General features: G+C 41.3%; 13 protein-coding genes. 10 read left to right on the plus strand and 3 right to left on the minus strand.

The features are described 5' to 3' along the window. Positions 1–34: 34 nt before the first annotated feature. Together NSQ85_RS08880 and NSQ85_RS08885 are read right to left on the minus strand one after the other, a co-directional pair. On the minus strand, positions 35–1306 hold the full coding sequence (locus NSQ85_RS08880; protein ID WP_179974342.1) for a hydroxymethylglutaryl-CoA reductase, degradative: 1272 nt from the start codon (positions 1304–1306) through the stop codon (positions 35–37). Further along, the gene (locus NSQ85_RS08885) at positions 1299–2474 is read right to left on the minus strand and encodes a hydroxymethylglutaryl-CoA synthase (RefSeq protein WP_011680902.1); all 1176 of its coding nucleotides are present in this window, start codon (positions 2472–2474) and stop codon (positions 1299–1301) included. The genes NSQ85_RS08880 and NSQ85_RS08885 overlap by 8 nt, the downstream gene beginning before the upstream one ends. Positions 2475–2795: 321 nt before the next feature. Here NSQ85_RS08885 and NSQ85_RS08890 point away from each other — a divergent pair, with 321 nt between their 5' ends. The 9 genes from NSQ85_RS08890 to NSQ85_RS08930 all read left to right on the plus strand — a co-directional run bounded on the left by NSQ85_RS08890 (position 2796) and on the right by NSQ85_RS08930 (position 9561). Continuing rightward, entirely contained in the window at positions 2796–3656 is an 861-nt protein-coding gene (locus NSQ85_RS08890; RefSeq protein WP_179974343.1) for a thymidylate synthase, read from the plus strand. 107 nt (positions 3657–3763) lie between these two features. Continuing rightward, the gene (locus tag NSQ85_RS08895; RefSeq protein ID WP_084825846.1) at positions 3764–4267 is read left to right on the plus strand and encodes a dihydrofolate reductase; all 504 of its coding nucleotides are present in this window, start codon (positions 3764–3766) and stop codon (positions 4265–4267) included. Positions 4268–4271: 4 nt separating this feature from the next. After that, positions 4272–4442, plus strand: coding sequence for a hypothetical protein (locus NSQ85_RS08900; RefSeq protein ID WP_002886174.1), 171 nt, complete (start codon positions 4272–4274; stop codon positions 4440–4442). A 17-nt stretch (positions 4443–4459) separates the two neighbouring features. Continuing rightward, positions 4460–5686, plus strand: coding sequence for an ATP-dependent Clp protease ATP-binding subunit ClpX (clpX, locus tag NSQ85_RS08905; RefSeq protein ID WP_084825847.1), 1227 nt, complete (start codon positions 4460–4462; stop codon positions 5684–5686). Between the two features lie 9 nt (positions 5687–5695). Further along, positions 5696–6295, plus strand: coding sequence for a ribosome biogenesis GTP-binding protein YihA/YsxC (yihA, locus tag NSQ85_RS08910; RefSeq protein WP_179974344.1), 600 nt, complete (start codon positions 5696–5698; stop codon positions 6293–6295). 129 nt (positions 6296–6424) lie between these two features. Beyond that, positions 6425–7801 (plus strand): amino acid permease, encoded by a 1377-nt coding sequence (locus tag NSQ85_RS08915; RefSeq protein WP_340781706.1) that lies wholly within the window; start codon positions 6425–6427, stop codon positions 7799–7801. Positions 7802–7812: 11 nt separating this feature from the next. Then, positions 7813–8763: a homocysteine S-methyltransferase gene (mmuM, locus tag NSQ85_RS08920; protein ID WP_084825850.1), complete on the plus strand. Its 951-nt coding sequence runs from the start codon at positions 7813–7815 to the stop codon at positions 8761–8763. Positions 8764–8875: 112 nt separating this feature from the next. Further along, positions 8876–9130, plus strand: coding sequence for a DUF1912 family protein (locus tag NSQ85_RS08925; RefSeq protein ID WP_002950164.1), 255 nt, complete (start codon positions 8876–8878; stop codon positions 9128–9130). Between the two features lie 71 nt (positions 9131–9201). After that, positions 9202–9561, plus strand: coding sequence for a helix-hairpin-helix domain-containing protein (locus tag NSQ85_RS08930; protein WP_002950165.1), 360 nt, complete (start codon positions 9202–9204; stop codon positions 9559–9561). Between the two features lie 113 nt (positions 9562–9674). Here NSQ85_RS08930 and plsY read toward each other — a convergent pair whose 3' ends face one another. Continuing rightward, on the minus strand, positions 9675–10316 hold the full coding sequence (gene plsY, locus NSQ85_RS08935) for a glycerol-3-phosphate 1-O-acyltransferase PlsY (RefSeq protein WP_179974346.1): 642 nt from the start codon (positions 10314–10316) through the stop codon (positions 9675–9677). A gap of 137 nt (positions 10317–10453) precedes the next feature. On the opposite strand from plsY, the gene parE reads away from it, so the two are divergent. Then, entirely contained in the window at positions 10454–12403 is a 1950-nt protein-coding gene (parE, locus tag NSQ85_RS08940) for a DNA topoisomerase IV subunit B (RefSeq protein ID WP_179972772.1), read from the plus strand. The last annotated feature ends 595 nt before the right edge of the window (positions 12404–12998 follow it).

The raw sequence follows: 12998 nt of genomic DNA on the forward strand, positions 1-12998 counted from the left end.
GTAAGTGATATTTTAAACTGCTACGGTATTCTTTTTAAGGATTTCTGAGTTTTTCCAAAATCGCTTGGGCAGTTTCCTGATTCATATGTTTGGCCTTGAGAAGCTCAGACAAAACGTGAGGTATCTCTTCGGGACTAGCACCAGCTAGTAGGGCTAGAGATTTAGCCTGAAGTTTCATATGTCCTGCTTGGATACCTGTAGAGGTAAGTGCTTTAAGAGCAGCAAGATTTTGTACCAAACCAAGAGAGACGATGATACCTGCTAGGGTTCTAGCATCTGGATGGTTGAGCAAGTCGTGGGCGATTGATACACTTGGATTAAGTCCAATAGAACCACCTCGGGTCGCGATTGGCATTGGTAGGGTTAATTCTCCCACCAGTTCCTTAGTTTCTTGATTATAGGTCCATGTCGATAGGCCACGATAGCTTCCGTCTTTGCTAGCATAGGCGTGGCACCCAGCCTCAACTGCTCGCCAATCATTGCCAGTCGCGATAACTAGGGCATCGATACCATTGAAAATTCCCTTATTATGGGTAGCTGCTCGGTAAGGGTCGACCTGGGCCAACTGGCTAGCCAGTTCCATTTTTTTAGCAAAATCATGGGCCTCTGCCTTGTTACGACTGAGAAAGCGTGTGCTAAGACGACAGCTAGCTGTGACAAGACTTTCGGTAGCTAGGTTTGAGAGAATGGCCATGAGGCTTTGACCTTCCGAGAGATTTTCTAATTCTGGTACCAGGGCTTCCATCATGGTGTTGACCATATTGGCGCCCATGGCTTCTTGAGTATCAACTGCCAAGTAGACAATGAGGAAATCTTCCTTGGTTTCAGTCCAGAGCTTGCGAGGACCACCCCCACGCTTAACAATAGAAGGGTGAGCTTCTTTGGCGATATCTATAAGTTCCTGACTAGCTGCTTGAATCTTACTTGCCGCAATGGCTTTATCAGGGACATCAAAGAGGGCTACTTGCCCAATCATCTGCCGGTCATGAATCTTGGTTGTAAAGCCACCAGAACGCTTGATGAGTTTGCTAGCATAGGAAGCAGCAGCCACAACTGAAGGTTCCTCGGTAACCATGGGAACCTGATAGGTAACGCCATCTACCAATACATCTGGGCAAATGGCGAAGGGAAGTGTAAAGCGACCAATGACATTTTCAGCCATTTGATTAGCTGTTTCAAGAGTAAGCTGTTGGTCATTATCCAGAAGGTCTTGATTTTCCTGAGACAAAAGAGCATTATTTTTCAAATGCTCTTTGCGTTCTTGCGATGTCTTCTTGGAAAAACCAGTCCAAGAGAGTTTAGTCATTTTGATTTCCTTTATAGATACGTTGATGTTCAGAGATTTCAGTCAAACGGAAAGGTCCGGTTTGATAAGTATTGAATTGGGTTGAGCCAGTGTCATCCAATTGAGCCTCTTCATAGAAAAGTTGCTCATAGTCAGCAACGCTCAAGTTATGGCGTTGGGCAAAGATATCTAGACGATCAGAACGAAGCATGTCTTTGTAGCCTTCCACTAAACGACCGGAGAAAATTTCAGAGACGGCTCCAGAACCATAAGAAAAGAAGCCTATCTTATCTCCTGTTTTAAGATTTTGTGACTGTTCAAGCAAAGAAAGAAGTCCAAGATAAAGTGATCCTGTATAGATATTTCCGATTTGTCGACTATAGGTAATAGAAGCTTCGAAGTTACTTGTGAGACGCTCTTTATTCTCTGGATTCAAATCTTTGGGAATAATCTTATTAAGTCCCTTAAGAGCCAATTTAGGATAAGGAAGGTGAAGGCAAAAAGCTGCAAAATCAGCAAAATCGACTTGATGACGTTCTTGATAAGCTACCCAAGTTGTCTTCAAACTATCAAGGTACTGCTTGTTTGAATAGATGCCTTGAACAAATGGTGTTGAACTATAGTTTGGACGCCAGAAGTCCATGACATCACGGGTTTGTGCCACATTGTCATCCGCAAGTTCTAAAATACGTGGATTTTGACTGACTAACATGGCTACGGCACCAGCTCCCTGAGTAGATTCACCTGAGGATCCTACACCATAGCGGGCGATATCACTAGCGATAACCAGAACCTTGCTATTCGGGTGAGCTGCTACGTGTAATTTAGCGTAGTTAAGACCAGCAGTTGCTGCATAGCAAGCTTCCTTCATTTCAAAAGAACGGGCAAATGGTTGAATGTTGAGAAGACTATGGACATAAACTGCAGCAGCCTTTGATTGGTCAATGGAAGACTCAGTAGCTACAATGACCATATCAATGGCCTTCTTGTCGTCATCAGTTAAAATGTCAGCGGCTGCGTCAGATGCAAGTGTCACGATATCTTCTGTAATTGGTGTAATGCTGGTTGCATCAAGCATCAGCCCCTTGCTGAATTTTTCAGGATCCACTCCTCGAGCAAGAGCAAGATCCGCCATGTTTAGAACATATTGACTGGTCGCAAACCCAATCTTGTCAATTCCAATAGACATATGATGTTTCCTTTTATTCTTCATTGTAAAGTATCCAGAGGATACTAATCTATAGTGATTTTACCATAAAAGAGAGCTTTCGCCTTGAAAAAAACTCTGATAGTTAGCAACACTTTATTTTTTGATATGAACTAGAGGATTTCAAAAGACGTAGTTTTGGTAATCTCATAGGTTTTAGTTCTCATTTGCACCAGAATAAGGTAAAATTAAAATGAAAAGCAAGATTATTTACAGCTATAATTAGATAAGCAAAGTTATTTCCATCTATATGTTACGAGTATTAAGTGAGACTTTGTTTTCAATGGAAAAAAGAGGAAAATCATGACGAAAGCAGACACTATTTTTAAAGAAAATATCACTAAAATCATGGAAGAGGGAGTTTGGTCAGAGCAAGCACGTCCTAAATACAAGGATGGCACAACAGCCAATTCCAAATACATCACAGGGTCTTTTGCAGAATATGATTTGAGCAAGGGAGAGTTTCCAATTACGACTCTGCGTCCCATTGCTATCAAATCTGCCATCAAAGAAGTGTTCTGGATCTATCAAGACCAGACAAATAGCCTAGATGTGCTTGAAGATAAGTATAATGTTCATTATTGGAATGACTGGGAAGTTCAAGGCGTCCCTGCTAATAATGGGGACAAGCGTTCAATCGGTCAGCGTTATGGGGCAGTCGTTAAGAAGCACGATATTATTAATCGTTTGTTAGCACAGTTAGAAGCCAATCCTTGGAATCGCCGTAATGTCATTTCCCTTTGGGATTACGAGGCCTTCGAGGAGACAGCTGGACTTCAGCCTTGCGCCTTCCAGACCATGTTTGATGTTCGTCGTGTGGGTGAGGACGTTTATTTGGATGCCACTTTGACGCAGCGCTCAAACGATATGTTGGTGGCCCATCACATTAATGCTATGCAGTATGTAGCACTTCAGATGATGATTGCCAAGCATTTTGGTTGGAAAGTTGGTAAATTCTTTTATTTCATCAACAACCTCCATATCTATGACAATCAGTTTGAACAAGCTGAGGAACTCCTCAAGCGTCAGCCGTCTGATTGCCAACCACGCTTGGTCCTCAATGTTCCTGATGAAACTAATTTTTTTGATATCAAACCAGAAGATTTTGAATTGGTGGACTATGATCCTGTTAAACCTCAACTCAAATTTGACTTAGCAATTTAATACATGCTTATGATTTAAGCCCATAAAGAGCTGGCAAAGTTTTTCCAAGCTCTTTTTGTCTTTTTTTGTTAGAATGGATTGTAAACCTATAAAGAAAAGGAAATACCGTGTCTAAACAAATCATTGCTATTTGGGCGGAAGCTCGTAACCATGTTATTGGGAAGAATCACAGCATGCCGTGGCACTTGCCTGCTGAATTGGCGCATTTCAAGAAAACGACCATGGGTTCAGCAATTCTTATGGGACGTGTGACCTTTGATGGCATGAACCGTCGTTGCCTCCCAGGACGTGAAACCTTAATTCTAACACGAGACAAGGACTTCGACTGTGAGGAAGTAACGACCGTTACGAGTGTTGAGGAAGCTCTAGCTTGGTTTGAACAGCAAGATAAGGATCTCTATATTGCTGGTGGTGCTGGTGTCTACAAGGCTTTTGATGGACATTATGATGTGCTCATCAAAACAACTATTGAGGCTGATTTAGAGGGAGACACATATTTTCCACAACTAGATACGACGGCATTTAAAGAGGTATCGCGTGACCGCGTGCCCAAGAATGAAAAAAATGCCTATGACTTTAGTATAAGTCGCTATGAAAAAGAAAGGGACTAGGTTCATGCAACGTAGTGTTTTTGGATTATTTACTGCATTATTGGGAGTGCTTTGTGTGCTTTCCGCAATTCCTGCCTTTCGTAAGAAACGTTATGGGTTAGCAGTTTTTCTCTTTTTAAATGCTTTTACTAACCTTGTCAATACTATTCATGCCTTCTATGGCACCCTATTTTAGAAAAGAGTGAGGAATAAATGGCTGGAAATCGTAATGAAGAGATGGTTTATTGTTCATTTTGTGGCAAAAACCAAGAAGAAGTGAAGAAAATTATCGCCGGTAATGGCGTCTTTATCTGTAACGAATGTGTGGCCTTGTCACAAGAAATCATTCGTGAGGAAACGGCTGAAGAAGTTTTAGCTGACTTGGCTGAAACGCCAAAGCCAAAAGAACTTTTAGATATTTTGAACAACTATGTCGTGGGGCAAGATCGTGTCAAACGTGCCTTGGCAGTAGCTGTTTACAACCACTATAAACGTATCAACTTCACAGAAAGTCGTGAAGATAATGATGTGGACTTGCAAAAATCAAATATCCTCTTGATTGGACCAACAGGGTCAGGGAAAACTTACTTAGCTCAGACTTTGGCTCGTAGTTTGAATGTTCCTTTCGCGATTGCGGATGCGACATCATTGACAGAGGCAGGTTATGTGGGTGAGGATGTGGAAAATATCCTCCTCAAACTAATCCAAGCGGCAGACTTTAATATTGAACGTGCGGAACGTGGGATTATCTACGTGGACGAGATTGATAAGATTGCCAAAAAAGGTGAGAATGTTTCAATCACTCGTGATGTTTCAGGTGAAGGGGTTCAACAAGCTCTCTTGAAGATTATTGAGGGAACAGTGGCTAGTGTTCCACCTCAAGGTGGTCGTAAACACCCTAATCAAGAGATGATTCAAATTGATACTAAGAATATTCTCTTTATCGTGGGTGGTGCTTTTGATGGTATCGAAGATATCGTTAAGCAACGTCTTGGTGAGAAAATCATTGGGTTTGGTCAAAATAATAAAGCAATTGATGACGAATCATCATACATGAAAGAAATTGTGGCTGAAGATATCCAAAAATTTGGACTTATCCCTGAATTTATCGGACGTTTGCCAGTTCTTGCGGCCCTTGAACAGTTAACGGTTGACGACTTGGTGCGTATTTTGACAGAGCCTAGGAATGCCTTGGTGAAGCAGTATCAAACCCTCTTGTCTTATGATGGGGTTGAACTTGAGTTTGACCAGGATGCCCTTGAGGCTATTGCAAGTAAGGCAATTGAACGTAAGACTGGTGCGCGTGGGCTTCGCTCTATCATTGAAGAAGTCATGATGGATGTTATGTTTGAAATCCCTAGTCTGGAAGATGTCACTAAGGTTCGTATCACCAAAGAAGCTGTTGATGGGAAAGCTGCTCCAGTATTGGAAACAGCATAAGGAGGACCTATGACTGAAGAACAAGTCCTAAATATGCACAATGCTGAGATTTTACTCAGTGCGGCAAATAAGAGTCACTACCCACAAGATGACCTACCTGAAGTTGCCCTAGCAGGACGATCGAATGTTGGTAAGTCAAGCTTTATCAATACACTTCTTGGTCGTAAAAATCTAGCACGTACTTCTGGGAAACCAGGAAAAACACAATTGCTCAATTTCTATAATATTGACAACAAGTTACGCTTTGTGGATGTTCCAGGTTATGGTTATGCCCGTGTTTCCAAAAAAGAACGTGCTAAATGGGGGAAAATGATTGAGGAGTACCTTGTGACTCGAGATAATCTTCGTGTCGTTGTTAGCTTGGTTGACCTCCGACATGAGCCAACTCAGGACGATATTCAAATGTATGAATTTCTAAAGTATTATGAAATTCCAGTTATTGTTGTAGCGACTAAGGCTGATAAGATTCCTCGTGGAAAATGGAACAAGCACGAATCAATCATTAAGAAAAAACTCAATTTCGACAAAAATGACCATTTCATCGTTTTTTCATCTGTCACACGTGATGGCTATGACGAGGCATGGGATACTATTTTGGCAGAATTGTAAGAAAAGCTCGGTGAAATCCGAGTTTTTTTCTTGTGATAGTTTTTCTCTATCTCTTTGATAGTTTCAACCTATTATCCAAAGATCTTTTATTGTGATAAGCTTGTTTTATTACATCTATTGGAGGAATCTATGGAAAACCATAATTATGAAAATGAAGGTCAGTTCCAACGGAAGATGACCTCACGCCACCTCTTTATGCTATCACTGGGTGGTGTTATCGGTACTGGTCTTTTCTTGAGCTCAGGCTATACGATTGCACAAGCAGGTCCCCTTGGTGCTATCCTCTCTTATCTTGTGGGGGCTGTTGTTGTTTACTTGGTTATGCTTTCGTTGGGGGAGTTAGCAGTAGCTATGCCAGTAACGGGATCCTTTCACACCTATGCCACTAAGTTTATCAGTCCTGGAACAGGTTTTACTGTAGCCTGGCTTTATTGGATTTGTTGGACGGTTGCCTTGGGGACAGAATTCCTAGGTGCGGCTATGCTGATGCAACGCTGGTTTCCGTCAGTTCCGGCTTGGATTTTTGCAGCCTTCTTTGCCTTAGTAATTTTGGGGATTAATGCTTTGAGTGTTAGATCTTATGCGGAAGCAGAATCCGTCTTCTCGTCAATCAAAGTCATCGCCATCTTGGTTTTCATCATACTAGGTCTAGGAGCTATGTTTGGTTTGGTGAGTTTTGAAGGTCACCATGAAGCTATTATGTTTAAGCATTTGACGGCCAATGGTCTCTTTCCCAATGGAGGTCTTGCCATTGTGTCAGTTATGTTGGCGGTTAATTATGCCTTTTCAGGAACAGAATTAATCGGTATTGCAGCTGGTGAAACAGATAATCCCAAAGAGGCTGTTCCACGTGCTATTAAAACAACCATTGGACGTTTGGTTATCTTCTTCGTCTTGACTATTGTGGTATTGGCTTCGCTTCTTCCAATGAAAGAAGCAGGGGTATCCTCAGCCCCTTTCGTTGATGTCTTTGACAAGATGGGGATTCCATTTGCGGCAGACATCATGAATTTTGTTATCCTGACAGCTATTCTTTCGGCTGGGAATTCGGGGCTCTATGCTTCAAGCCGTATGCTTTGGTCTTTGGCCAATGAGGGAATGCTCAATAAAAAACTAGTGAAAATCAATAAGCATGGTGTTCCAATGACAGCCCTTTTGATTTCCATGGCTGGGGCAGTTTTATCGCTCTTCTCAAGTATCTATGCAGCGGATACGGTTTATCTAGCTCTAGTATCAATTGCTGGTTTTGCAGTTGTTGTTGTTTGGCTTTCTATTCCTATGGCACAGATTAATTTCCGAAAACAGTGGAAGCTAGAACATTCCGAAGACGAACTGGACTATAAGACACCGTTTAATCCAATCCTCCCTTATATCACAATTGTTCTGTTGGCTATTTCTGTGCTTGGGATTGCTTGGGATAGTTCACAACGTGCGGGACTCTATTTTGGTATTCCTTTCATGATTTTCTGTTACCTTTATCACTACCTTTACTTTAACAAATGGTAAGGAGGAGTTTTATGGCAACATTTAAAGATTATTTGGAAAATAATTATCCCCTCATTCTTCATGGGGCTCTAGGAACAGAGATGGAAGCGCTGGGGTATGATATTTCAGGTAAGCTCTGGTCAGCTAAGTACCTTCTTGAGAAGTCAGAAGTTATTCAAGAACTTCACGAAACTTATGTAGCTGCTGGGGCTGACTTAATTACCACGTCATCTTATCAGGCGACCTTACCTGGATTGGTAGAGGCAGGACTTACCGAGAAAGCAGCGGAGCAGATTATTGCCCTAACGGTCCGGTTAGCAAAGGCTGCACGTGATAAGGTATGGGGAGCATTAAATGAGACTGAGAAAGCAAAACGACCATATCCTTTGATTTCTGGAGATGTTGGTCCGTACGCGGCTTATTTGGCTAATGGTTCTGAGTATAGTGGTGATTATGGTGAAATTACTATCAATGAGCTTAAAGATTTTCATCGCCCTAGGATTCAAATTCTCCTAGATCAAGGTGTAGATTTGTTGGCTTTGGAAACCATTCCAAATCGTTTAGAAACACAAGCCTTGATTGAACTTCTAGCTGAAGAGTTTCCAGAAGCAGAAGCTTATATGAGTTTTACAGTCCAGATTCCAGATGCTATCAGTGATGGGAATTCTCTAGCTGAAATGGCCAAGCTTGTTTCTCAGTCAAATCAAATCTTGGCTGTAGGCATCAACTGTAGTTCACCTCTTCTGTATAACCAGGCTCTAAGTTTTCTTAAGAATACTGGCAAGGCGCTCATTACTTATCCCAATTCAGGTGAAGTTTATGATGGCGACAGTCAGACTTGGAAATCCAAAGATAAAGACGCTTTAACCCTAGTTGAACATAGCAAATATTGGCATGCTCATTTTGGCGTGAAAATTTTGGGTGGTTGCTGTCGAACACGTCCAAATGACATTAAAGCCTTATATCAAGAATTTAGAACCTAGTCAAATTTCTAATTATTTGTTATAATAAGAAATTGTAAGGCTATTAGCTCTACACACTATTAGTAGAAAATGAAGCCAGCATTAAGCTGGTTTTTAAAATGAAGAGGAAAACATGACCTACGAACAAGAATTTCTAAAAGACTTTGAGGAATGGGTTGTTACCCAAGTTAAAGTAAACGAGACGGCTTTGGCTGCTAGCAAGAAAATCTGGGAAGAAGATGGCGATGAGCGTGCACGTGATGCAAGTTTCCGTTATGAGGCTAAATTAGATGCCTACAATTTCCTAATTGGTAAGTTTACCAATTATCGTGCGGGTAAAGGTTTCCATGATATGCCAGATGGCCTGTTCGGAGAACGTCACTATTAATAGAGAATGAAAAAAATGACAACCGTGCTTTATAAGAAAAAGTCGTTTGTCAAAATAGGAGAAAACTAGACATGGCTAAAGTAAAAAATAAAAAGAAAGCTTTTAAACACCGTTTGAAAAAACAAGGACTTTTCAATAATCTTAAAGCCCCTGTTCCACCGGTGCCACCAGTAGCACCACAACCTCTTGCTGAATCTAAGACAGTTGCTAAGGAAGAAGTGGTAACTACAGATCTTAGTCTTGAATCCTTTGCAGAACTTCCAGAAGTTGACGGTCTTCGTTCGAACCTTGTAGAGACCCTCTACAATGAAGGTTTGACGTCAGTAGCGGCTTTTGCTACTGTGACTGAAGAAGAAGTCCTAGCGCTCAAGGGGGTAGGACCTGCGACAGTTAAAAAATTAAAAGAAAATGGTGTCAGCTTTAAAGCTTAAGCCTAAAAAGATCCGAGGTAGAGACTTTGGATCTTTATTATTTGTTTTGAGGCCGTCAGTTGGTTAGCAGAACAAGAAAACCACTAGCTTGGCTAGTGGTCAATAGTAATTAATTATTTATTTGGATTTTGTTTAGTTAAATTAAGTCCAAAGGGTACCAGGTTTTCTCGATGGTTACGGATACGAGCTATATTTTCAGTATGACGGAAAATAATCACTAAAGCCATGATGATAAGAACAGCACTAAAGATTGGGTCATAGCTATCTAGCAAGAAGTGAATGGCTGGAAAAGTAGCCAAGGTGATCAGTCCAACAACTGCAGTAGTGACACTTGAAAATGAAATCATGCTGGTTAAATAGAGCGTTAAAGCAAAGACCAGGAGTAGGAAGACAAAGTAGAGGGGAGCAAAACCAAGAAGCACCCCAGCACTTGTCGCAACGGCTTTTCCACCCTTAAATCCCGTAAAGAATGGAAAAACATGCCCGATAATTGCAAAGAAACCAATGATTAGGGGTGACACTTCCGTGACACCCAGCCAAATAGGTAAGAGCACTGCTAAAGTTCCTTTAAGCATATCCACTAAGAAAGTGATTGTGCCAGCAGTCTTACCAAGAACACGGAAGGTATTGGTTGTTCCAGTATTTCCAGATCCATGCTCTCGAAGATTAGTATGAAAGAAAACTTTTCCAATCCAGAGACCAGTCTGAATGGAACCTAGCAAGTAGGCGATAAGGATTAACAATAAGATTTTCATGAGATAATTATAGCATACAGCCTAGTAATTGACAAAGCTAGTCAGCATAAAGATATCTTATGAGCTTTCTCAATTTCCTTTGCAAATTCTTTTGAAAACTTATAAAATAATAAGGATGAAAATTTTGGAGGTCACTCTTGGCTAAAAAAGAAATAAATGTAAATAATTATAATGATGATGCCATTCAGGTACTGGAAGGGTTAGATGCTGTTCGCAAACGACCAGGGATGTACATTGGCTCAACAGATGGGACAGGTCTTCATCACCTGGTTTGGGAGATTGTCGACAATGCGGTCGATGAAGCTCTCTCAGGCTTTGGTGATGTCATTGCTGTCACCTTAAATAAGGATGGTTCCGTTTCCGTTTCTGACTCTGGACGTGGGATGCCGACAGGTATGCATGCCATGGGTAAACCAACGGTAGAAGTTATTTTCACAGTCCTCCACGCAGGTGGTAAATTTGGACAAGGTGGTTATAAGACTTCTGGTGGTCTTCACGGTGTAGGATCATCAGTTGTAAATGCACTTTCTAGCTGGCTTGAGGTAGAGATTACCCGTGATGGTAGTGTTTATCGCCAGCGTTTTGAAAATGGTGGTCACCCTGTTACAGGGCTCGAAAAGATTGGCAAGGCACCCAAGTCTAAGACAGGGACAAAAGTAACCTTCATGCCTGATGCTAGCATCTTTTCAACGATAGACTTCAAATTTAATGCTATCTCAGAGCGTCTCAAAGAATCAGCCTTCCTTCTTAAGAATGTTACCATGACATTGACAGACTTGCGTGGTGAAGAAGAAGTACGCGAAGAATTCCATTATGAAAATGGAGTCCAAGACTTTGTGTCTTACTTGAATGAAGACAAGGAAACGCTGACGCCAGTCATCTATTTTGATGGAGATCAGCAAGATTTTCACTTGGAATTAGCCCTTCAGTACAATGATGGTTACTCTGATAATATCCTTTCCTTTGTTAATAATGTCCGAACTAAGGACGGAGGTACTCACGAGACGGGCTTCAAATCTGCTATTACCAAGGCCTTTAACGATTATGCACGAAAGACTGGTTTACTCAAAGAAAAGGATAAGAACCTTGAAGGATCGGATTACCGTGAAGGCTTGTCAGCGGTTATCTCGCTCTTAGTTCCTGAAGAGCACCTTCAGTTTGAGGGGCAAACCAAGGATAAGTTGGGGTCACCACTTGCTCGCCCTATTGTTGATGGTATTGTTTCAGAGTATCTGACTTATTTTCTTATGGAAAATGGAGATCTGGCTTCTAACTTGGTGCGTAAGGCTATCAAGGCCCGTGATGCCCGTGAAGCTGCCAGAAAAGCTCGTGATGCTAGCCGAAATGGAAAGAAAAATAAAAAAGACAAGGGACTCTTGTCAGGGAAACTGACGCCAGCCCAGTCTAAAAATGCCAAGAAAAATGAGCTGTATCTGGTCGAAGGGGACTCTGCTGGTGGATCAGCTAAACAAGGCCGTGATCGTAAATTCCAGGCGATTCTGCCCTTACGAGGTAAGGTCCTAAATACAGAGAAAGCCAAGATGGCAGATATTCTCAAAAATGAAGAAATCAATACCATGATTTACACTATTGGTGCAGGTGTTGGAGCTGATTTTAACCTTGATGATATCAACTATGACAAGATTATCATCATGACCGATGCTGATACCGATGGAGCTCACATCCAGACCTTGTTGCTTACTTTCTTCTATCGTTATATGCGTCCACTGGTTGAAACAGGGCACGTTTATATTGCTTTGCCCCCTCTTTATAAGATGTCTAAAGGTAAAGGCAAGAAGGAAGTTGTCGAATATGCTTGGACCGATGGGGAACTTGAAGAACTTCGTCAAAAGTTTGGTAGAGGTGCGCTTCTCCAACGTTACAAAGGGCTTGGTGAAATGAATGCTGACCAGCTTTGGGAAACAACCATGAATCCAGAGACCAGAACGCTTATCCGAGTGACTATTGACGATTTAGCACGTGCCGAACGCCGCGTCTCAGTGCTAATGGGAGATAAGGCAGCTCCTCGCCGTCAATGGATTGAGGATAATGTTAAATTTACCTTGGAAGAAACGACAGTGTTTTAAGGAGGGTGAAGAATGGATCTATACTTAGGTTTTCTTTTATTAGTTTTTTGTCCTCAATTTTTCTTGTAATCATCATGAATCGTCGAAAAATTAGATTTTTAGGATTGTATAGACCGATAGTATTTCGTCTATGCATACTTAAGGTAATTGAATCTAAATTTGGAGACCCTAAAAGTTTTTTTTAGAGGTAAGGCTTCTCATGATGATTTTACAGGGAAGTATGATTGGCTAAAAAGATGGGGTTTGCCTACAATCATAAAGAGGATGAGAGATGACGGCTTATGCTGAGGAGGAACTCTCTAATCACTGATTTAATAATCTATTTTAAACACTTTAAACTACAGAAAGGATTGTTCGGTTACTTGCAGTAACTAAATTCCTTTTTCTATAGAAAACTACTCAACATTCTTTGAAAGGAGTTGAACACGCCCTAAATACTGTGTGAAAATTCCTTCCCCACCATTTAACAACGTATTTTAAACTTTACAGAAAGGGTCGTTTGGTTACTGAATGTAACCGAACACGGGACTAATTTCTTAGGAAAAGAAGATAAATCGCTTTGGCCTCATCGAAGCTTGCATCGGTTTCCTATTTT

The sequence above is a fragment of the Streptococcus sp. FSL L8-0526 genome (assembly GCF_038007145.1).
Classification (GTDB): Bacteria; Bacillota; Bacilli; order Lactobacillales; family Streptococcaceae; genus Streptococcus; species Streptococcus thermophilus.

What these genes read in the sequence shown, in the direction of transcription:
- clpX (WP_084825847.1), top strand. Translation starts at nt 4,460, where the DNA reads ATGGCTGGAAATCGTAATGAAGAGATGGTTTATTGTTCATTTTGTGGC.
- yihA (WP_179974344.1), top strand. Translation starts at nt 5,696, where the DNA reads ATGACTGAAGAACAAGTCCTAAATATGCACAATGCTGAGATTTTACTC.
- NSQ85_RS08925 (WP_002950164.1), top strand. Translation starts at nt 8,876, where the DNA reads ATGACCTACGAACAAGAATTTCTAAAAGACTTTGAGGAATGGGTTGTT.
- plsY (WP_179974346.1), bottom strand. Translation starts at nt 10,316, where the DNA reads ATGAAAATCTTATTGTTAATCCTTATCGCCTACTTGCTAGGTTCCATT.
- NSQ85_RS08885 (WP_011680902.1), bottom strand. Translation starts at nt 2,474, where the DNA reads ATGTCTATTGGAATTGACAAGATTGGGTTTGCGACCAGTCAATATGTT.
- mmuM (WP_084825850.1), top strand. Translation starts at nt 7,813, where the DNA reads ATGGCAACATTTAAAGATTATTTGGAAAATAATTATCCCCTCATTCTT.
- NSQ85_RS08930 (WP_002950165.1), top strand. Translation starts at nt 9,202, where the DNA reads ATGGCTAAAGTAAAAAATAAAAAGAAAGCTTTTAAACACCGTTTGAAA.
- NSQ85_RS08915 (WP_340781706.1), top strand. Translation starts at nt 6,425, where the DNA reads ATGGAAAACCATAATTATGAAAATGAAGGTCAGTTCCAACGGAAGATG.
- NSQ85_RS08880 (WP_179974342.1), bottom strand. Translation starts at nt 1,306, where the DNA reads ATGACTAAACTCTCTTGGACTGGTTTTTCCAAGAAGACATCGCAAGAA.
- NSQ85_RS08900 (WP_002886174.1), top strand. Translation starts at nt 4,272, where the DNA reads ATGCAACGTAGTGTTTTTGGATTATTTACTGCATTATTGGGAGTGCTT.
- NSQ85_RS08890 (WP_179974343.1), top strand. Translation starts at nt 2,796, where the DNA reads ATGACGAAAGCAGACACTATTTTTAAAGAAAATATCACTAAAATCATG.